The 18956-nt window shown below is 65.0% G+C and carries 18 protein-coding genes; 12 read left to right on the top strand and 6 right to left on the bottom strand.

All coding sequences use genetic code 11. From position 1 onward, the window contains the following. The first annotated feature begins 46 nt into the window (after positions 1 to 46). A complete protein-coding gene (locus I3J27_RS31650; RefSeq protein ID WP_270162773.1) occupies positions 47 to 472 on the top strand; it encodes a DUF1801 domain-containing protein in 426 nt (141 codons plus the stop codon). A 19-nt stretch (positions 473 to 491) separates the two neighbouring features. Here I3J27_RS31650 and I3J27_RS31645 read toward each other — a convergent pair whose 3' ends face one another. From I3J27_RS31645 to I3J27_RS31635, 3 genes are all read right to left on the bottom strand, one after another. Continuing rightward, entirely contained in the window at positions 492 to 2096 is a 1605-nt protein-coding gene (locus tag I3J27_RS31645) for a peptidoglycan L,D-endopeptidase MepK (RefSeq protein ID WP_270162772.1), read from the bottom strand. 278 nt (positions 2097 to 2374) lie between these two features. Beyond that, the gene (locus I3J27_RS31640; RefSeq protein WP_270162771.1) at positions 2375 to 4567 is read right to left on the bottom strand and encodes a L,D-transpeptidase family protein; all 2193 of its coding nucleotides are present in this window, start codon (positions 4565 to 4567) and stop codon (positions 2375 to 2377) included. A gap of 347 nt (positions 4568 to 4914) precedes the next feature. Further along, positions 4915 to 6411, bottom strand: coding sequence for a sigma-54-dependent transcriptional regulator (locus tag I3J27_RS31635; RefSeq protein WP_270162770.1), 1497 nt, complete (start codon positions 6409 to 6411; stop codon positions 4915 to 4917). A 127-nt stretch (positions 6412 to 6538) separates the two neighbouring features. Between I3J27_RS31635 and I3J27_RS31630 the strand changes: the two genes are divergently transcribed. Then, positions 6539 to 8446 (top strand): M3 family oligoendopeptidase, encoded by a 1908-nt coding sequence (locus I3J27_RS31630; protein ID WP_270162769.1) that lies wholly within the window; start codon positions 6539 to 6541, stop codon positions 8444 to 8446. 22 nt (positions 8447 to 8468) lie between these two features. On the opposite strand, the gene I3J27_RS31625 is transcribed toward I3J27_RS31630, so the two are convergent. Beyond that, positions 8469 to 9251 carry a sterol desaturase family protein gene (locus I3J27_RS31625; RefSeq protein WP_270162768.1) on the bottom strand — a complete coding sequence of 261 codons (783 nt, stop codon included), beginning with the start codon at positions 9249 to 9251 and terminating at the stop codon, positions 8469 to 8471. An 87-nt stretch (positions 9252 to 9338) separates the two neighbouring features. Here I3J27_RS31625 and I3J27_RS31620 point away from each other — a divergent pair, with 87 nt between their 5' ends. The 9 genes from I3J27_RS31620 to I3J27_RS31580 all read left to right on the top strand — a co-directional run bounded on the left by I3J27_RS31620 (position 9339) and on the right by I3J27_RS31580 (position 16723). Beyond that, a complete protein-coding gene (locus tag I3J27_RS31620; RefSeq protein WP_270162767.1) occupies positions 9339 to 10031 on the top strand; it encodes a TetR/AcrR family transcriptional regulator in 693 nt (230 codons plus the stop codon). Positions 10032 to 10162: 131 nt separating this feature from the next. After that, a complete protein-coding gene (locus I3J27_RS31615; protein WP_008136857.1) occupies positions 10163 to 10315 on the top strand; it encodes an aa3-type cytochrome c oxidase subunit IV in 153 nt (50 codons plus the stop codon). A gap of 139 nt (positions 10316 to 10454) precedes the next feature. Next, a complete protein-coding gene (locus I3J27_RS31610) occupies positions 10455 to 11582 on the top strand; it encodes a Re/Si-specific NAD(P)(+) transhydrogenase subunit alpha (protein ID WP_270162766.1) in 1128 nt (375 codons plus the stop codon). A gap of 12 nt (positions 11583 to 11594) precedes the next feature. Beyond that, positions 11595 to 11912, top strand: a complete 318-nt coding sequence (locus tag I3J27_RS31605) for a proton-translocating transhydrogenase family protein (RefSeq protein WP_247507166.1) — start codon at positions 11595 to 11597, stop codon at positions 11910 to 11912. A gap of 39 nt (positions 11913 to 11951) precedes the next feature. Then, the gene (locus I3J27_RS31600) at positions 11952 to 13349 is read left to right on the top strand and encodes an NAD(P)(+) transhydrogenase (Re/Si-specific) subunit beta (RefSeq protein WP_270162765.1); all 1398 of its coding nucleotides are present in this window, start codon (positions 11952 to 11954) and stop codon (positions 13347 to 13349) included. Between the two features lie 73 nt (positions 13350 to 13422). After that, positions 13423 to 14223, top strand: a complete 801-nt coding sequence (locus tag I3J27_RS31595; RefSeq protein ID WP_270162764.1) for an alpha/beta hydrolase — start codon at positions 13423 to 13425, stop codon at positions 14221 to 14223. Between the two features lie 60 nt (positions 14224 to 14283). Continuing rightward, a complete protein-coding gene (locus I3J27_RS31590; RefSeq protein WP_270162763.1) occupies positions 14284 to 15381 on the top strand; it encodes a calcium:cation antiporter in 1098 nt (365 codons plus the stop codon). An 18-nt stretch (positions 15382 to 15399) separates the two neighbouring features. Continuing rightward, positions 15400 to 15684 (top strand): cupin domain-containing protein, encoded by a 285-nt coding sequence (locus tag I3J27_RS31585; protein WP_038954861.1) that lies wholly within the window; start codon positions 15400 to 15402, stop codon positions 15682 to 15684. 91 nt (positions 15685 to 15775) lie between these two features. Further along, positions 15776 to 16723 (top strand): prolipoprotein diacylglyceryl transferase, encoded by a 948-nt coding sequence (locus I3J27_RS31580; protein ID WP_270162762.1) that lies wholly within the window; start codon positions 15776 to 15778, stop codon positions 16721 to 16723. A gap of 25 nt (positions 16724 to 16748) precedes the next feature. On the opposite strand, the gene I3J27_RS31575 is transcribed toward I3J27_RS31580, so the two are convergent. Both I3J27_RS31575 and rpsU read right to left on the bottom strand, forming a co-directional pair. Next, a complete protein-coding gene (locus I3J27_RS31575) occupies positions 16749 to 17402 on the bottom strand; it encodes a tetratricopeptide repeat protein (RefSeq protein ID WP_270162761.1) in 654 nt (217 codons plus the stop codon). A 247-nt stretch (positions 17403 to 17649) separates the two neighbouring features. Further along, entirely contained in the window at positions 17650 to 17946 is a 297-nt protein-coding gene (rpsU, locus tag I3J27_RS31570) for a 30S ribosomal protein S21 (RefSeq protein ID WP_014492442.1), read from the bottom strand. Between the two features lie 262 nt (positions 17947 to 18208). Between rpsU and aqpZ the strand changes: the two genes are divergently transcribed. Next, entirely contained in the window at positions 18209 to 18931 is a 723-nt protein-coding gene (aqpZ, locus tag I3J27_RS31565; protein WP_270162760.1) for an aquaporin Z, read from the top strand. Positions 18932 to 18956 lie beyond the last annotated feature (25 nt).

The raw sequence follows: 18956 nt of genomic DNA, 5'->3' as shown, positions 1-18956 counted from the left end.
GTTACAAGTCGGGCGCGTTACACTTCGTCTGTGAACGGAGACCGCCGTGACTGCGCCGAAGCTGCCGCGCGAGGTGAGCCGTGCGTTCGACGCTCTCCCCGCGCCGATCGGCAAGCGGCTGCTTCAGGTGCGAGACCTGATCTTCGCCAGCGCTGCGGCGCACGACGATGTTGGCAAGCTCACCGAGACGCTGAAATGGGGCGAGCCCGCTTATCTGACCGATGAGACCGGCAGCGGCTCCACGATCCGGCTCGGGCGCCTGAAGGACTCCGAGCACGCCGCCATCCTCTTCAACTGCAAGACGACGCTGGTCGACGCGTTCCGCGAGCGCTTCCCTGATCAGTTCGAATATCGGCAGACGCGGGCGTTGCTGTTGCCGGTAGCGGGCGAGTTGCCGAAACAGGAGCTATCGGTCTGCCTGTCGCTGGCGCTGACGTATCATCTGGATCGGCGGGGCAGGAAGAAGAGATAAGGCGGACCTGCTACCCGCCTCAGCGCAGCGAGGCCGTCCGCATGACGAACGACGTCATCTCGAGCTTCGCGGTCGCGCTGCCCGAGAAACTGTCGCAGGACAGGCCTTGCATCGGATCGTCGGCAAAGCCCATGGCGATCACGGCCTGCGGCTTGACGAAATAGCCGCGCAGCGCGGCGGTATCGAGCTCGCCCATCAGCGTTACCGACATCGCGCGGCTGGCGCTCGGCGACAGCATGACGATCTTGAGCCAGATGCTCTCGCCCTTGGCCGCGGAGAGGCGGGTCGCGGTTGCGATCCTGCCGTCGATGCTCTTGCCGACCACCGTGTTGATCTCGGTCGCCTGAGCGACACTGCGGGAGGCGGCCGGACGGGCGGAGCGCGGGATCGGTGCGGAAGCGGCGACGACGTTGGCGCGATCGACCGGGGAGGCGGAAGCCGGCGCATAGGCCAGCGCCTGATAGGCCGCGCTGGAGACACTCGCGGTGGCTTGCGGATCGGTGGCGGCGGCGAGCGCCTGACGGGCCTTCAGCGCGGCCACTTGGGCCGGTGTCGCCTGCTGCGGCGTGGCCGGGGTATCCCAGAAGCCGCGGGCGTTGATGATGTCGGCCGGGGTCTCCGGCTTGCCGGCAGCCGGCTTGTCCGCCACGGGCGCGGGCTTCGGCTTGGGCGGCGCAACGATCTGCGCATCGGCCGAAGCGAGCTGGAGTGCGGCCATTTGCGGCTTGGCGCGCGGCGTGGGCACCGGATCGGCCGGCTTGACTGCAGCGGCAACCACGGTCGGCTTCGCGGCCGGGGCACCCTCGTCATCCTCGTCGCTGCTCATGGCGGCCGGAGCCGACGACTTGCTCTTGAACAAAGCGGCGAAGAAATTCGGCTTGCTGCTGCCGGCATCGTCGCCATTGCCGCGGCGCTCGATGTCGGCCCTGGCGAGCTCATAGCCCTTCAGCGGCGTGCCGTCGGTCGGGACGTGGACGGTGCGGCCGTCCGGGAACACGCGGGCGAGCTGGTCATGCGTCATGCGCGGCCAGTGCCGGATGCTGCCGGTGTCCAGATGCACGAAGGGCGAGCCGGAGGTCGGATAAAAGCCGACGCCGCCGCGCTGGAGGCGAAGGCCGGCGAAGCGGATCTGCTCCAGCGGCACGCCCGGAATGTAGAAGTCCATCGCATGTCCCAGCATGTGCTGGCTGAAGCGCGCCACACCCGAGGAGCGGCGGCGGAGCATGGCGTTGGTGGCGGGGGAGCGGTAGGAGGAGATGATCTGGATCGGCTGCTTGCCGTCGACGTCGCGATAGACTTCCCAGAGGATGTCGAAGAGGTGACGGTCCATGACCGTCTCGTCCTGGGTGCGCCAGTCGCGCAGGAAGTGGTTGAGCTGCTTCAGCGCGGCTTCGTCGTAGCGGCCATCGCGCTTGAAGGTGACGGTGAGGTCTTCGCCGGAATGGGTGTGGTGGAAGGAGAGCGTCTTGGTCTCGTTCAGCGCGGCGGCGTTATGGACCGAGCCTGCGGCAGCAAGCAGCAATACGGCAGCAAGGCCGATCCGGGATCCGGCCTTCACTCCCGCATGGGACAACGACAGCACAGCAAATTGGCGTGCAAGACCAGTCAGCACGTATGAGCCCACCCAGTCGACGAGCGTTCAAAATGGACTCTCCCGCCAACCCCGTTAGCGCGCGAAAGAGGATGAACGCTTTATTAAAGCGAGAAGGTTAATTCGAGGTTGACCTTCCCGCCCCCAAACCAAGTCAGGCTGCAATCCTAAACGCCTGAGTGTGGCAAAAAAACGCCCGCTCCCTGAGGCCGGGCGGAGAATGGTTAACGTTAAGCGACCGCATCCTGGGGACGGGGTCGCTGATTTCATTGCAGAATTTCACGCAACGAGGCGCTGGAGCCGAGCCAGGCTCAGCGGGTGAACACCCGCTGCTGCTGCGGCCGGCGGCCGACCGGGGCCGGTGGCGGGGTCGGGGCACCGCCGCCGAACAGCCGCTCGAAGAAGTTCAGGCCGGACGAGCCGCCATTGTTGGCCACCGCCACGCCCGAGGGCAGCGTCGTTGCCGGGCGCGAATAGCTCGGCTGGGTGTGCGCGACCACGTTCTCGAGGTCCTTGCCGCGGCTGTTCTTCAGGATGTTGATCATGGTCGCGTCGCGGCCATAGACGTCCTTGCGGAATTGCAGCTTGCCGCCATCGTCCACGAACGCGGTCTGATAGGTGATGTTGACCGGGATCGGGGTCGGGAATTTCAGGTCGATCTCGCTCTTGCCGTACATGCTGCGCACGCGCTCCGGCGTGTACTTCTCGTTCGGCAGCGCGATGTTGAGCAGCACGCTCGCGTACTGATCCGGGTTCTGCACCCGCATGCAGCCATGGCTGAAAGCGCGATCTTCGCGGGCGAACAGGTTCTTGTCCGGCGTGTCGTGCTGATAGACCAGGAACTTGTTCGGGAAGTTGAAGCGGATGCGGCCGAGCGCATTGGCCTCACCGGGCGGCTGCGAGATGTGCACCGAGCCGTCGCGGTTCTGTTCGAGCTTGAGGCCCATGCGCTGGAGCACGGTCGGGTCCTGCTGAAGCGCCGGCAGATACTCGTTGTAGACGATCGACGGCGGCACGTTCCAGGTCGGGTTGACCGTGATGTACTTCATCGTCTCGGTGAGCAGCGGGGTCGCATGCGTGCCCGGCTTGCCGGTGACGACGCGGGTGGTCCAGACCGGCTGGCCGCGCTGCATCACCTTCAGCGTGTAGTCGGGAATGTTGAGGATGACATAGGCATCGCCCAGCGAGGGCGTGCCGAGGTCGCGCGGCAGCCAGCGCCAGCGCTCCATGTTCACCAGCACCACGTCGATCTGCTTGTCGCGCTTCGGCGTGTTGATTGCCTTGACCGTCTTGTCGTCGAGGATGCCTGTTGCCTTCATCTCGGCGCCGCTCTGGAATTTGCGCACGGCTTCGGCGACCGCAGCGTCGTAGCGGGTGTCGCTGGCATTCTCGGCGAGGCCGAGCTTGGCGCGCAGCTGCGGCACGCGCGGATCTTCCACGACGATTTCAGCCTGCTTCTTGCCGGCCGGGGTGTATTTCAGTGCCGGACCATCGGCGATCTCGATCACCGGGCCGTTGCCCTGGCCGCGCAGCTCCGCGAGCTTGGCCTTCAGCTCCTTGTAGAGCTTCTGCGGCGGGTTGTAGCTGTCGAGCGCCGCGGACGCGTCGGCCGCGGTCGTGACCTTGGCAAGCACCTCGCTCGGATCGGTCGGGTGCTCGGGATAGAGGATGTCGCCGCTGACCTGCGACCAGTGCATGCGGCCGCTCTGGGCCTGGCGCGCATAGTCGAACATGCTCGCGGTGAGCTTCAACTCGGCGTCGGCGAGCGCATCGGGTGTCGTGGCGGCGGCGAAGTCCGGCACCGGATAGTCAGCCGGGTTGAGACCGTCGGAGGCCGCATCCTTCAGCCGCGCGATCACGCCCTTGGCAGCATTGGTCAGGCCGCCGGCTTGCGTCCAGACCGGCGCGAAATCGCGTGCGCCGTAGAATTTCTCGATCGCCGCACGCTCGTTCTTGCGGTCGAAATGGCGCGAGGTCTTGGCGCCGATGATGTCTTTCAGTCTGTCGGCGACCGGCTGGTCGGCGGCGGGAACGTTGCTCGCGGCCTTCACGGGCTCGGCGGCCGGAGCTGCTGCTGCGGGAGCCGCAGGCGCAGCCGGCGTTGCGGTCGCAGTGTCGGCCTTGGCAGGTTCCGTCTTCGCAGGCTCGGTCTTTGCGGTTTCGTTCTTCGGCGCGTCGGTGGCGGGCGTCGTGGCGACGTCGGACGGCTTGGTCTCGACCTTGTCGGCGGCCGGTGCCGCTTCGGCCTTCACCGGTTCCTTCGTCGGCTCCTTGGCGGAGTCCTGCACCGTGGCGGTGGTGTCGGGCTTGATGTCGGACGCGGTCGGGGGCGGGACGTTTGCGGGCTCGGGGCGCGGGATCGCGGCTTCGATCGCGAGCTCGGCAGCGCTGCTGCGGGTCTGATCCTGCGCCAGGGCTGAGCTGGCCGATACCGTGAGGAAGGTCGCCGCGACCGTCATCAAGACACGGTCAAAGCCTGCACGGTGGTTCAAACAGTCACGCATTGTGTCGCACCCCTCGGGTGAACTGTCCCTCGTGGAACAGCTTTGTTATCGCCTATTGAGCTTCGGCTAGATCGCGCCGGCCTCTCGAAAGTTGCACGCCCGCACGCAACGATTCTTACGCGAGACGATATACAGGCCCCGATTTTGCAGCCAGCGCTACCCGGGACAACTCACGACAAACTGACTTCAAGGAAGCCTGTTTGCAACGGATTGTGCGCCTCTGCCTCGCGCTTTTCCCTGTGTCTGTCACTTCCAAGTCACGGTTCATGTCGCGGCCAAATTTTGCCGTGATGCGAAGGGCTTGCGGCCTCATCGCAGCGCCGCGAGAACCTCCGTTCGCACGAGGCTCAATGCGTCTCCTCACCGCTTTTGCCGCCATGTCCGGGAACCCCGGCTTCGTCGAGTTTGCGGTAGAGGGTGGAGCGGCCGATTTTGAGGCGGCGGGCAACCTCGGACATCTGTCCGCGGTAATGCGAGATCGCGAAACGGATGATCTCGTTCTCCATGTCCTCCAGCGGGCGGACGTCGCCGGTCGGGGTCAGCATGGAGAGGGACCCCGCCAGGGGGAGCGGTGCGATCGGTATTTCACCACCCGACACCACGGAGGGCGCGGCGATCGGCTCGAGCATCAGCGGCGCGGTCGGGATGTCTGTCGCGTGATGGGGCTGCGAGGTGAGCAGGGGGAAGTCGGCAAGGCCAAGCTGGTCGCCGTCACTCATCACCACCGCGCGGTAGATCGCGTTTTCAAGCTGGCGGATGTTGCCGGGCCATTCGAGCTGGGCGAGGTGCGCCACGGCATCGCCGCTGATGCCGGTGATCGGGCGGTTCTCCTCGGCGGCAAAGCGCGCCAGGAAATGCCGCAGCAAGTGCGGGATGTCCTCGCGCCGGGCCCGCAGCGAGGGGATCGTCAGCGGCAGCACGTGCAGGCGGTAGAACAGGTCTTCCCGGAAGTGCCCCTGCTTCACCCGCTCCAGCAGCCTGCGATTGGTTGCGGAGATGATGCGGACATCGACCTTCAACGGCTTCCGCCCGCCGACGGCCTCGACCGCGCCTTCCTGAAGCGCGCGCAGCAGCTTGACCTGCGCCGTCAGCGGCAGTTCGCTGACCTCGTCCAGAAACAGCGTGCCGCCATGGGCCTCGACGAACTTGCCGGTGTGCCGCTCGGTGGCGCCGGTGAAGGCGCCTTTCTCGTGACCGAACAGGATGGACTCGACGAGGTTGTCGGGGATCGCGCCGCAATTGACCGCAACGAACGGCTTGGCCTTGCGCTCGCCGCTGCCATGGATGGCGCGGGCGAACATCTCCTTGCCGACGCCGGACTCGCCCTCGATCAGGACGGGGATCGAGGAGCCCGCCGCCTTCTGTGCGGCGCGCATCACGCCGGCCATCGCTTCGGAGCGCGTGATGATGTCGGAGAAGGTCAGCCGGCCCTCGCGGCTGTGACGGATGCGCTGCAATTCGCCCTTGAGCGCGGAGGCGTTGAGCGCGTTGCGAAGGCAGACCTGGAGCCGCTCCACGCCGACCGGCTTGACGACGAAATCGGCCGCGCCCGCGCGCATCGCCGAGATGACGTTGTCGATGCCGCCATGGGCGGTCTGCACGATGACGGGGACGCTGAGGCCGGCTTCGCGGATTTTCGCCAGCACGCCCATGCCGTCGAGGCCCGGCATGACGAGATCGAGAATGACGGCGTCGATCGCCGGTGCGTCGGGGGCGGTGAGGGTGGCGATCGCGGCGTCGCCGGAGTCCACGAGGATCGTCTCATAGCCGCATTTCTGCACCATGTTCTCGACCAGCCGGCGGGCTACAGCGTCGTCGTCGGCGATCAAAATACTGGCAGCCATGGTGTTCCCCGCACGCTACTACTATCTGTCTCGAATCGGGGCACTCTGGCCGAAGCCGATTAACGCACTCTTAAACCTTGATGCCCCCGCCCGCCGTCGCGCTTGTTGAACACAGGTTTCCCACACAATGAATTCGCGCTCCAAGCCTGCACTTAAGAAGACCGCTCTCCGCAAGCCCGCGACCAACAAATCGGCTGCCAAAAAATCCGCCGCCAAGAAATCCGTCGTCAAGGCAAAGTCCTCCAAACCTGCGAGCAAGACCGGCAAGCTTCCCGAGTGGAACCTCGCCGACCTCTATTCCGGGATCGATTCGCCGGAAGTGGCGCGCGATCTCGACAAGATGGATGCCGATTGCGTCGCGTTCGAGACGGACTACAAGGGCAAGCTCGCGACAGGAACAGCAAACGAAGATGGCGGAAAATGGCTCGCGGGAGCCGTGCGACGCTATGAGGCGATCGACGATCTCGCCGGCCGTCTCGGCTCCTATGCCGGTCTGGTCCATGCCGGAGACAGCGTGGACCCTGCGATTTCAAAGTTTTACGGCGACGTTTCCGAGCGGCTGACGGCGGCGTCCACGCATCTCCTGTTCTTCGCGCTCGAGCTCAACCGGATCGATGACGATATTTTGAACCGCGCGATGCAGGCTCCCGAGCTCGCGCATTACCGCCCCTGGATCGAGGATTTGCGCAAGGAGAAGCCGTACCAGCTCGACGACAAGCTCGAGCAGCTTTTCCTGGAGAAGGCGCAGACCGGCTATTCCGCCTTCAACCGGCTGTTCGACCAGACCATTTCGAGCCTGCGGTTCAAGGTCGGCGCAAAAGAGCTCGCGATCGAGCCGACGCTCAATCTGCTGCAGGACCGCGACGGCGCCAAGCGCAAGACCGCGGCTGAAGCGCTGGCGAAAACCTTCAAGGCCAATGAGCGCACCTTCGCGCTGATCACCAACACGCTCGCCAAGGACAAGGACATCTCCGACCGCTGGCGCGGTTTTCAGGATGTCGCGGACTCCCGCCATCTGAACAACCGCGTCGAGCGCGAGGTGGTGGATGCGCTGGTCGCCTCGGTGCGTGCGGCCTATCCAAAGCTGTCGCACCGCTACTACGCGCTGAAGGCGAAGTGGTTCGGCAAGAAGCGTCTGGCCTATTGGGACCGCAACGCGCCGCTGCCCTTTGCGGCGACTGACGTCATCGGCTGGCCCGATGCGAGGACCATGGTGCTGACGGCCTATCGCGGCTTCTCGCCCAAAATGGCCGATATCGCCGAGCGTTTCTTCACCGACCGCTGGATCGACGCGCCGGTGCGTCCGGGCAAGGCGCCGGGCGCGTTCTCGCATCCGACCACGCCGTCGGCGCACCCTTATGTGCTGATGAACTACCAGGGCAAGCCGCGCGACGTGATGACGCTCGCGCACGAGCTCGGCCACGGCGTGCACCAGGTGCTGGCGGCCAAAAATGGAGCGCTGATGGCGCCGACGCCGCTGACGCTGGCCGAGACCGCGAGCGTGTTCGGCGAGATGCTGACCTTCCGGCGCCTGCTGGCGCAGACCAAGAGCGCAAAGCAGCGTCAGGCGCTGCTCGCCGGCAAGGTCGAGGACATGATCAACACTGTGGTGCGCCAGATCGCGTTCTATTCGTTCGAGCGCGCGGTCCACACCGAGCGCAAGAACGGCGAGCTCACCGCGACGCGGCTCGGCGAGATCTGGCTCTCGGTGCAGGGCGAGAGCCTGGGGCCGGCGATCGAGATCAAGGCGGGCTACGAGAGCTACTGGATGTACATCCCGCACTTCATCCATTCGCCGTTCTACGTCTATGCTTACGCGTTCGGCGATTGCCTCGTGAACTCGCTCTACGCCGTCTATGAGAACGCGGCCCAGGGCTTTGCCGAACGCTATCTCGACATGCTCGCCGCCGGTGGCACCAAGCACTATTCCGAGCTGCTGCGGCCGTTCGGGCTCGATGCCAAGGATCCCAGATTCTGGGACGGCGGTCTCTCGGTCATCGCCGGGATGATCGACGAGCTGGAGGCGATGGGCTGAGCGGGCGGGTCGACGCTTCGCCTTAGCCGGTCGAGGTGGGGCCGCGACCGAGGCTGTTCTGCCCGGCCACGGGCTCATTCACGTCGACGAAGCCCAGCATCGCGCCGAAACGGTCGGTCGCGGGCTGCTCGAACCCGACCGCGCCCTCGAAGCTTGCCGGATTGCGGAAGGTGCCGAACAGCATGTCCCAGATCGGCAGGTCGCCATAGTTGAAGGCGTGCACGTCACGCTGATGGTGGACGCAGTGCGCCTCCGGCCGCTGGATGATGTAGCCGAGCCATTGCGGCGTGCGGACATTCATGTGCTGGAAATAGCCGTAGAAGGCGGCGATGTAGCCGGTCGCGGCGGCTGCGACCGGATCGAGCCCGAGCACCAGCGTCGTGATCACCGATGCGATCATGAAGAACGCGATCGTCTCGAGCGGATGGAAGAGCGCCGCGCCCGACATGTCCATGCGCTGGGGACTGTGATGGATCTGGTGGAACAGCCGCCACATCAGGGGGAATGTGTGCGCGCTGCGATGCCATCCGTAATTGACCAGTGACAGCACGGCATAGCCCAGCGCCGCGCCGCCAGCGACGCCGAGGCCGGTGAGGTCCATCAACCGGTGCCGCTCCAGCCACGCTTCCGGAAGCAGTAGCGGGGTCAACGTGGCCAACAGGCCCTGCACCGTCAGGAAGCAGAAGCCCCTGAGCCGCCAATAGGGAATGTCAGGAAAATGCCGCGCCGGAATCAGGCGCTCGATTCCCAGCATCGCCAGATAGGTGACCGGCACCAGCAGGCCGAACAGGTCAATTGCGGACATCGCCTCAGCTCCAACCTTACAGTGTAAGTCAGACTTCACGATACAGCCTTCCGGTGTAAGGTTGCAAGCGGGATCGATTCGGATGTCATGACCAGAAAAGCCAGGGCGAGCCGGAAAGCCGCCCCTTCACAGCGCAAGCGCCGGGCCGCTGGCGACACGGGCAGAGGGCTGTCCCGCGAGCGGATTGCGGCCGCCGCGATGACGCTGGTCGATCGCGATGGTCTGGCCAGGTTCTCGACGCGCAGACTGGGCGAGGAACTCGGCTGCGAGGCCATGAGCATCTATCACCACTTCCCGAGCAAGGCGCATTTGATGGACGCACTGGTCGACCTGATGCTCGCGGAGGCACAGGTTGCGATGGAGCCGCAATGGGACTGGCGCGAGCGCCTGCGCCGGGCCGCGCACGGCTTCCGCGCCATGGCGCTGAAGCACCCCGCGTTCTTCCCGTTCTTCGCAGTGCATCGCCTCAACACGCAGGCCGGGGTCGCCTATATCGACGGAATCATCGGCATCCTGCGTGACGCCGGCTTCTCCGACCGCGAGGCAGCGATCTATTTTCGCGAGCTCGGCTACTACCTCACGGGGGCGGCCCTGGATGAGACGGCGGGCTACGCCAGCGGGCCTTCGTCGCCCGAGCCCGTCTCCAATGAGACCATCGTCGCCAGCTTCAAGCACCTTGCCGCGGCCGCGCCCTTTTTCCGGTCGGCGCATTTTCAGGCCACGTTCGAGACAGGTCTCGAAATCCTGCTCAGCGGGATCGAACGCTCGCGCTCGCCGTGATTCCCCCATTCGCGGCAATCGGAATTCCAAATGACCTGATTTGCGGCAAAACCGTGCCTGCCTGCCGTTGCCCTGCCCGAAAGTTTGCGGTATCCCAGCCCAAGAATTCGACTTTCGACTGGGGACAATACATGGCTGACCATAGCGAAGTGGCGTACACCACCGCCGACGGCAACGACTACGTTGCCCACGAGCAGACCTATGAGGGCTTCATCAAGCTGGTGAAGTACGGCACGGCCTCGGTCGCGCTCATCGTGATCCTGATGGCGATCTTCCTGACCTGATCTGTCGGCGGCTGCACACGCCAGCGGCAGCAGCTGCCCAGAATATTTGCATCCAAGCCGGTGCCAAAACCGGTAATCGAACGCCGCGGGAGTAACGCTTAGTTTTGCGTGCGCGCTGTTTCGCGCCGCCGGAGGACCTATGAAGATCGCCGTTGCCAAGGAAATCGATCCGTCGGAGCCGCGTGTCGCCGCTTCGCCCGATACGGTGAAGAAATTCAAGGCGCTGGGCGCCGAGATCGCGGTCGAGCCGGGCGCCGGCCTCAAGTCGGGCCTGCCGGATTCCGAATTCACCGCCGTGGGCGCCACCGTGAGCGCCGACGCGCTGAAGGATGCGGACATCATCATCAAGGTGAAGCGCCCCGAGGCGTCCGAGCTCGCGCAGTACAAGCGTGGCGCGCTCGTCATCGCCATCATGGATCCTTACGGCAACGAAGCAGCGCTGAAGACGATCGCCGATGCCGGCGTCTCCGCCTTCGCGATGGAGCTGATGCCGCGCATCACCCGTGCGCAGGTGATGGACGTGCTGTCCTCGCAGGCGAACCTTGCCGGCTACCGCGCCGTGATTGAGGGTGCCGAGGCCTTCGGCCGCGCCTTCCCGATGATGATGACCGCAGCCGGCACCGTGCCCGCCGCGAAAGTTTTCGTGATGGGCGTCGGCGTCGCCGGTCTCCAGGCGATCGCGACCGCGCGCCGTCTCGGCGCCATCGTCACTGCGACCGACGTGCGGCCCGCGACGAAAGAGCAGGTCGAATCGCTCGGTGCGAAGTTCCTCGCCGTCGAGGACGAGGAGTTCAAGAACGCGCAGACCGCCGGCGGCTACGCCAAGGAAATGTCGAAAGAGTACCAGGCCAAGCAGGCCGCGCTCACCGCCGAGCACATCAAGAAGCAGGATATCGTGATCACGACCGCGCTGATCCCGGGCCGGCCGGCGCCGAAGCTCGTCTCTGGCGAGATGGTCAAGTCGATGAAGCCGGGTTCGGTGCTGGTCGATCTCGCCGTCGAGCGCGGCGGCAATGTCGAGGGCGCCAAAGCCGGCGAAGTCGTCGACCTCGATGGCATCAAGATCGTCGGCTACACCAATGTCGCCGGCCGCGTCGCGGCCTCGGCCTCGAGCCTGTACGCACGCAATCTGTTCTCCTTCATCGAGACCATGGTCGACAAGAATGAGAAGAAGCTCGCCGTGAACTGGGACGATGAACTCGTCAAGGCGACCGCGCTGACCAAGGACGGCGCCGTGATCCACCCGAACTTCCAGCCGAAGGCATAAGGAGAGATCGCCATGGAGCATGTTGCACAGGTCGTCGACCCCTTCGTCTTCCGGCTGTCGATCTTCGTCCTCGCCGTCTTCGTCGGCTATTTCGTGGTGTGGTCGGTGACGCCGGCGCTGCACACGCCGCTGATGAGCGTGACCAACGCGATCTCCTCGGTGATCGTGGTCGGCGCGCTGCTCGCGGTCGGCGTCGGCATGGTTTCGAGCGGCTCGGGCTGGGCGCGCGGCTTCGGCTTCATCGCGCTCATCTTCGCCTGCGTAAACATCTTTGGCGGCTTCCTTGTCACCCAGCGCATGCTGGCGATGTACAAGAAGAAGTCGAAGTAAGCGGCCACCTCGGGCTGAAGGGACAGATGGGGACCTGAGATGAACGCCAATCTCTCTGCATTTTTGTATCTCGTGGCGGGGGTGCTGTTCATCCTGTCGCTGCGCGGGCTGTCGAGCCCGGCGACGTCGCGCCAGGGCAATCTGTTCGGCATGATCGGCATGGGGATCGCGGTCGCGACCACGCTGGCCAGCCATCCGCCGGCGGACGGCGTCGCCTGGATCCTGGTGATATCAGGTATCGCCATTGGCGGTGCGATCGGCGCGGTGATCGCCCGCCGCGTGCCGATGACCTCGATGCCCGAACTGGTCGCCGCCTTCCACTCGCTGGTCGGCATGGCCGCGGTGCTGGTCGCTGCCGGTGCGTTCTACGCGCCCGAGGCCTTCGACATCGGCACGCCCGGCAACATCCATCCGCAGAGCCTGGTCGAGATGTCGCTCGGTGTCGCCATCGGCGCGCTGACCTTCACCGGCTCGGTGATCGCGTTCCTGAAGCTGTCCGCGCGGATGAGCGGTGCGCCGATCATCCTGCCGTTCCGCCATGTCATCAACATCGCGCTGGCAATCGCGCTCGTCGTCTTCATCGTCGGGCTGGTGATGACGGGCAGCGCGCTCGACTTCTGGCTGATCGTCATCCTCGCCCTGGCGCTCGGCGTGCTCATGATCATCCCGATCGGCGGCGCCGACATGCCGGTCGTGATCTCGATGCTGAACTCCTACTCCGGCTGGGCCGCGGCCGGTATCGGCTTCACGCTCGGCAACTCCGCGCTGATCATCACCGGCGCACTGGTCGGCTCGTCGGGCGCGATCCTGTCCTACATCATGTGCCACGCGATGAACCGGTCCTTCATCTCGGTCATCCTCGGCGGCTTCGGCGGCGAGACCGCCGCGGCCGGCGGCGGCTCGGGCGAGCAGAAGCCCGCCAAGCTCGGCTCGGCCGACGATGCCGCCTTCATCATGAAGAATGCCCAGAAGGTCATCATCGTGCCCGGCTACGGCATGGCGGTGGCGCAGGCCCAGCACGCGCTGCGCGAAATGGGCGACATTCTCAAGAAGGAAGGCGTCGAGGTGAAGTACGCCATTCACCCGGTCGCCGGCCGCATGCCAGGCCACATGAACGTGCTGCTGGCCGAAGCCAACGTGCCCTATGACGAGGTGTTCGAGCTCGAGGACATCAACTCCGAATTCGCGCAGGCCGACATCGCCTTCGTGATCGGCGCCAACGACGTCACCAACCCGGCGGCCGAAGAGGACAAGACCTCGCCGATCTACGGCATGCCCGTGCTCCAGGTCTGGAAGGCCGGCACGGTGATGTTCATCAAGCGCTCGCTCGCGTCCGGCTATGCCGGCATCGACAATCCGCTGTTCTATCGCGACAACACCATGATGCTGCTCGGCGACGCCAAGAAGGTCACCGAGAACATCGTCAAGGCGATGTAGCGCGAGGGTCGCATCGGATGGCACGCCGGCGACGCGTTGGCGTGCGGCTGAATTCCGGAGCGGCGGCGCAGCGATGACAGTCCTGAAATGGATCGCCATCGTCCTTGCGTCCGGTTATCTCGCCGGTCTGCTCCTGCTCTATGTGAAGCAGCGCGACATGCTGTTTCCGATACCCACGGTCGAGCGCAGGGCGCCCGCCGCCGCGGGATTTCCCGAGGCTGAGGAGCACGTTCTCACGACATTCGATGGCGAGAAGGTCATCGTCTGGCATGTCCCGGCAAAGCCCGGTCATGCCGTGGTCCTGTTCTTTCCAGGCAACGGCGACTTCCTTGCAGGGCGCGTCAGCCGCTTCAAGGGCATCACGGCCGACGGCACCGGCCTCGTCGCGCTGTCCTATCGCGGCTATGCCGGCTCGACGGGCGCGCCCAGCGAGCAGGGCCTGTTGCAGGACGCGGCTGCGGCCTACGCCTTTGCGACGGAACGCTACGATGCACGGCGTATCGTCGCCTGGGGTTTCTCGCTTGGGACCGGCGTTGCCGTCGCCGTCGCATCCGGGCATCCGGTCGGAAAATTGATCCTGGAAGCTCCCTACACGTCGACGGTTGACGTTGCAGCCTCGCTCTTTCGCTTCGTTCCGGTTCGCCTGCTGATGCGGGATCGATTTCACTCCGACGAGCGGATCGCGGGCGTCACGGTGCCGCTGCTGATCATGCACGGTACGAGCGACCCCGCGATCCCCGTTGCTTTCGGCGAGCGCTTGTTTGCCCTCGCGCGCGAGCCGAAGAAGCTGGTCCGGTTTGCAGGCGGCGGGCACGAAAATCTCGATGATTTCGGGGCTCTGGAGACGGCGCGGCAATTCATCAATGGCTCCTGAGGGCTGACGGCCGCGATCTTCTCGCGCATAATCGGTCCGTCACTTGAAGGAATCGCCTGCATGAGCGCACACGGACCGATGCCGCGGTCGTCATGGATCTTCCCCGCTCTGGCAGTGCTGCTGTTCCTGATCGTGACCGCGACCGGCTATGGCTTCACCCTGTCGGCCGGCGGCGGCCTGTTCGCGATCGTGCTCCTGGTGATCCTGTTCGGGACCGTGTTCGCGGCCGTTCACCATTCCGAGGTGATCGCCGAGCGCATCGGCGAGCCCTACGGCACGCTGCTGCTGACGCTGGCGGTGACCATCATCGAAGTGGCGCTGATCACCACGATCATGCTCGGCGACAAGCCGGCGCCGGAGCTCGCGCGCGACACCGTGTTCGCGGTCGTGATGATCGTCTGCAACGGCCTCGTCGGTCTTTGCGTGTTCATCGGCGGCATGCGCTATCGCGAGCAGGGCTTTCAGGTCTCCGGCGCCAACGTCTATCTCAGCGTGCTGACTGCAATGGCAACGATCACGCTGATCATGCCCAATTACACGCTGACGACGCCGGGCCCGATCTATTCGGCGATCCAGCTCGGCTTCGTCGATCTCGCAACGATCGTGCTCTACGGCGTGTTCCTCTACACCCAGACCGTCCTACACAAGGATTACTTCGTCCACGAGCGGGCGGACGGCGAGGGCGGGGAGGCGCATTTGTCGGGCGGGATGCTGGCACTCAGCATCGCGCTGCTGCTGGTCTCGCTACTGGCGGTGGTCCTGCTCGCCAAGAAGTTCTCCCTCGTGGTCGATGCCGTCGCCGCCAGGATCGGCGCGCCGCCGGCCTTTGCTGGCCTGCTGGTCGCGCTCCTGATCCTGATGCCGGAGGGCGTCTCGGCGATCGCCGCGGCTCGCAAGAACGATCTCCAGAAGAGCATCAACCTGGCGCTCGGTTCCTCGCTCGCAACCATCGGCCTGACCATACCGGCGGTCGGACTGGCCACCTATGCGCTCGACCAGCCGCTGGTGCTGGGCCTGAACCCGGCGAACACCGCGCTGCTGTTCCTGACATTCTTGCTGAGCATGCTGACCTTCGGCACCGGCAGGACCAATGTCCTGTTCGGGCTGGTCCATATGGTGGTATTTGCCGTCTATGTGTTCATGGTTTTCGTGCCCTGATTCCCCAAAGAGGTTCCGATGCTTGCCGCCAAGTCCGAGGTCCAGATCGACAACGAACAGGTCCGGGTGACCGAGTGGCGGCTTGCCCCGGGCAGCGCGACCGGGCATCACACCCACGGCATGGACTATGTCATCGTGCCCGTCGTCGCCGGCGAGATGACCATCGTGGCGCCCGGTGGCGAGCGTTCCAAGGCGCAGCTTGCGGCCGGAAAATCCTACTTTCGCAAGGCCGGCGTCCAACACGACGTACTTAACGAAACCTCAACCGAGATCGTGTTCCTTGAGATCGAGCTGAAGCCGTAAGGCAGCGTTACGTTTGCCATCGATCCGTCGCAGTTGATCCCTTACAATGCCCCAAAGTTCCCGCATCTGACGCGCGGGGAGTGGCCGAGAAATGCTGAAATACCTCGCTAAAATCTCGATGGATATTTTCCCCTCGGTGCTCGCGACGATCATCGGGGCGTACATCGTTAACCACTACATCAACGCCAAGCCGGCGGCGGATACCCCCGCAGCTGTCGTTGCGCCTGCCGAGGCCGGCAAGGACGCCAAGCCGACGGACACCGCCAACCTGCCCGCGCCCGGCGTCAAGGCCAAGGGCGTTTCTGAGAAGGGCGTCTCTGAGAAGGGCGTCTCCGAGAAGAGCGTGACGGAGAAGGCCGCGGCCGAGAAGCCCGCCGACAAGTCCGAGACCAAGGCTGCGGATACCAAGGCTGCGGATGTTGCTCCGGCCGAGACCGCTTCGCATGGGCGCCCCGCGGCGCGCGAGAAGGCGGCCGCCAAGTCGACCCCGGCAGCCACCGCTCCGGTGGTTGAAGCCAATTCGGCGCCGGCTGCCGCGACCCCTGATGCCAATGATCTTGCCCGCGCCGCCATCGAGCGCCTGCGCAAGTCGCCTGAGGGCAGATCTGCCGAAGCCAAGGCCGCCGAGTCCAAATCCACCGAATTCAAGTCTGGCGAGACCAAGCCGGCCGAGAAGACCTCGGAGCCCGCGGTGCGGGAAGCCGCCCGCAGCCCGGAGGCCCCGCGTGTTATCTCGGCGGAGCCGTCCATGGTCCGCCCATTGCCGCCGCCGATCACGGTGTCGACGCCTGCACCTGAGGCCTATGGCAATAGCGGTTCGTCGCCGTCCTACACCGCCTCGGTCGGCAACGACGATCCGAACCGGATGACGCCGCCGGCTGATATCCCGGTCCCGATGATTGCGCCGCCGCTCGATCTGCGCGCCGATGCCGGCGCCACCCTGCCGCGGCCGAAGAAGACCAATGTCGCCGACGAGATGCTGTCGGGCATGAAGTCGATGTTCCACTCCGTGCTGCCGAAGAACTCCACCCCCGATTAAGACGGCGCCTGCGCTGCCAGGACTGTCAGCCGCCGCCGACACGGGCGAGGCCGCTGCGGGCGGCATCGTCACGTGGACGCAGCGCGACGGCCTTGTTGTAGGACGCGGCCGCCTTGGCCCTGTCGCCCAGCCGCTCATAAGCCTGGCCCCGCGCGGTCCACACCTGGGCGTTGTGCGGGTCGGCCTCGGAGGCCTCATCGAGATCGGCCGCGGCTTCCTTGACCTTGCCGATGGCGAGATAGCTGGTGGCGCGGCCGAGCAGCGGCTCGACCTTTTGCGGGTTGAGCCCGTTGGCGGCGCTGAAATCGGCGATGGCGAAGTTGTGCTCGTTGCTGCCCTGATAGATCAGGGCGCGGCCATACAGAGCCTGCGCGTTGTAGGGATCGAGCGCTATGGCACGATTGAACTCGTCCAGCGCGCCGGCCGTCTCTCCCGACTTCGCCAGGGTTTGGCCTTTGGCCGTATGGACCTGGGCCTCAGAGACATTGTCGGCGCTGACGGCGCTTTCCGTGGCGGCAGCCGCCTTGGGTGCCTCCTGCGGCTTGTCCTTCTCCGGCATCAGGGAGCCAAGGTCGAAGGAGCAACCGCACAGCGCGACGCCCATCAAGCAGAGCGCGAGCGGCTGACGCCAGATCCGGCGTAGCCGCGCCAAGCCGCGCACGGAGAAAGGGATGGCCATCTACGGTTCGCTCGCGCTAGAGCATGATCTGGATCCGAAGGACCGCGTTAGCGAACAGTGTGCAGCGGTTTTCCGAAAAGATCATGCTCGAACAACAAACTAAAGCGCGATGATTTTTCAACGCAATCTCATCGCGCTTTAGGGCCGCATCGGTAGTGCCCCGTCCCAGAAAGGCACCGCTCACAAAACAATAACGCGGGCCAGGGGCCCGCGTCATCGAAAACTGAGATCTTACAAGTCCGGCAAATCAGCGCGGTCCGCGCGGACCTGCACCCGGGCCGCTACGACCGCCACGATCACCGCCGGGGCCGGCGCCGAACACCGGCTTCGGCTTCATCGGCAGCAGGCCTTCGCGCTGCAGCTTCTTGCGGGCCAGCTTGCGCGCGCGGCGCACGGCTTCGGCCTTTTCACGGGCCTTCTTCTCGGAGGGCTTCTCGTAATGACCGCGGAGCTTCATCTCGCGGAAAATTCCCTCGCGCTGCATCTTCTTCTTCAGCGCCTTCAGGGCTTGATCGACATTGTTATCGCGGACGAGAACCTGCACGCGGCATCCTCTTCAGGTGGATCGGATTTGAATTCTGGTAAGTCTAAGGGGATGGCGAAACGCGCAAGCCCTTAACCTTGAGGGCGCGGATGTATCAGACAAAACCTGCAATGTCCACCTGCCAAGCAGGTTTTCGGGCCAAGTTCGGCCATTAAATGCGGCGAAAATACCTCCATGTGGCCCTGATTTGGGAGATTTGACGCCATTGAGGGGGCCGCGGCCGGAGCTTTGTTCCGGAATCCTGGAAATGAGGGGACGACACATGGATATGAAAAAATACGCTGCCGAGGCCATCGGCACATTCTGGCTCACATTTGCGGGCTGCGGTAGCGCGGTCATTGCAGCCGGCTTCCCCCAGGTCGGAATCGGTCTGGTCGGCGTGTCCCTGGCGTTCGGCTTAAGCGTCGTCACCATGGCCTATGCGATCGGCCACATCTCCGGCTGCCACCTCAATCCGGCCGTCACGGTCGGTCTTGCTGCCGGCGGGCGCTTTCCGGCCGGACAGATCCTGCCCTACGTGATTGCCCAGGTGGGCGGGGCGATCTTTGCTGCGTGGCTGCTCTATGTCATTGCCAGCGGCGCGCCCGGTTTCGACGTCACCAAGGGTTTTGCGTCGAACGGCTATGATGCGCATTCGCCCGGCCAGTACAGCATGGCCGTCTGCTTCGTCACCGAGGTGGTGATGACCATGATGTTCTTGTTCATCATCATGGGCGCGACCCACGGCCGCGCGCCGGCGGGCTTCGCGCCGCTCGCGATCGGGCTCGCGCTGGTGATGATCCATCTCGTCAGCATCCCCGTCACCAACACGTCGGTGAACCCGGCGCGCAGCACCGGTCCCGCGCTGTTCGTCGGCGGCTGGGCTCTGTCGCAGCTCTGGCTGTTCTGGGTCGCGCCGCTGATCGGCGGCGCACTGGGCGGGGTGGTCTATCGCTGGCTCAGCGAGGAGCCCTCAGGCGTCGTCGCGGGCGCGAAGACGGCTTGATCGAAAAGGCGGGATCGCAGCATGC

The organism is Bradyrhizobium xenonodulans (genome assembly GCF_027594865.1).
Taxonomy (GTDB): domain Bacteria; phylum Pseudomonadota; class Alphaproteobacteria; order Rhizobiales; family Xanthobacteraceae; genus Bradyrhizobium; species Bradyrhizobium xenonodulans.
The sequence above is the reverse complement of the archived record's forward strand: the minus strand, read 5'-3'. Positions and strand labels throughout refer to the sequence as shown.

What these genes read in the sequence shown, in the direction of transcription:
- I3J27_RS31640 (WP_270162771.1), bottom strand. Translation starts at nt 4,567, where the DNA reads ATGCGTGACTGTTTGAACCACCGTGCAGGCTTTGACCGTGTCTTGATG.
- I3J27_RS31635 (WP_270162770.1), bottom strand. Translation starts at nt 6,411, where the DNA reads ATGGCTGCCAGTATTTTGATCGCCGACGACGACGCTGTAGCCCGCCGG.
- I3J27_RS31630 (WP_270162769.1), top strand. Translation starts at nt 6,539, where the DNA reads ATGAATTCGCGCTCCAAGCCTGCACTTAAGAAGACCGCTCTCCGCAAG.
- I3J27_RS31625 (WP_270162768.1), bottom strand. Translation starts at nt 9,251, where the DNA reads ATGTCCGCAATTGACCTGTTCGGCCTGCTGGTGCCGGTCACCTATCTG.
- I3J27_RS31620 (WP_270162767.1), top strand. Translation starts at nt 9,339, where the DNA reads ATGACCAGAAAAGCCAGGGCGAGCCGGAAAGCCGCCCCTTCACAGCGC.
- I3J27_RS31615 (WP_008136857.1), top strand. Translation starts at nt 10,163, where the DNA reads ATGGCTGACCATAGCGAAGTGGCGTACACCACCGCCGACGGCAACGAC.
- I3J27_RS31610 (WP_270162766.1), top strand. Translation starts at nt 10,455, where the DNA reads ATGAAGATCGCCGTTGCCAAGGAAATCGATCCGTCGGAGCCGCGTGTC.
- I3J27_RS31605 (WP_247507166.1), top strand. Translation starts at nt 11,595, where the DNA reads ATGGAGCATGTTGCACAGGTCGTCGACCCCTTCGTCTTCCGGCTGTCG.
- I3J27_RS31600 (WP_270162765.1), top strand. Translation starts at nt 11,952, where the DNA reads ATGAACGCCAATCTCTCTGCATTTTTGTATCTCGTGGCGGGGGTGCTG.
- I3J27_RS31595 (WP_270162764.1), top strand. Translation starts at nt 13,423, where the DNA reads ATGACAGTCCTGAAATGGATCGCCATCGTCCTTGCGTCCGGTTATCTC.
- I3J27_RS31590 (WP_270162763.1), top strand. Translation starts at nt 14,284, where the DNA reads ATGAGCGCACACGGACCGATGCCGCGGTCGTCATGGATCTTCCCCGCT.
- I3J27_RS31585 (WP_038954861.1), top strand. Translation starts at nt 15,400, where the DNA reads ATGCTTGCCGCCAAGTCCGAGGTCCAGATCGACAACGAACAGGTCCGG.
- I3J27_RS31580 (WP_270162762.1), top strand. Translation starts at nt 15,776, where the DNA reads ATGCTGAAATACCTCGCTAAAATCTCGATGGATATTTTCCCCTCGGTG.
- I3J27_RS31575 (WP_270162761.1), bottom strand. Translation starts at nt 17,402, where the DNA reads ATGGCCATCCCTTTCTCCGTGCGCGGCTTGGCGCGGCTACGCCGGATC.
- aqpZ (WP_270162760.1), top strand. Translation starts at nt 18,209, where the DNA reads ATGGATATGAAAAAATACGCTGCCGAGGCCATCGGCACATTCTGGCTC.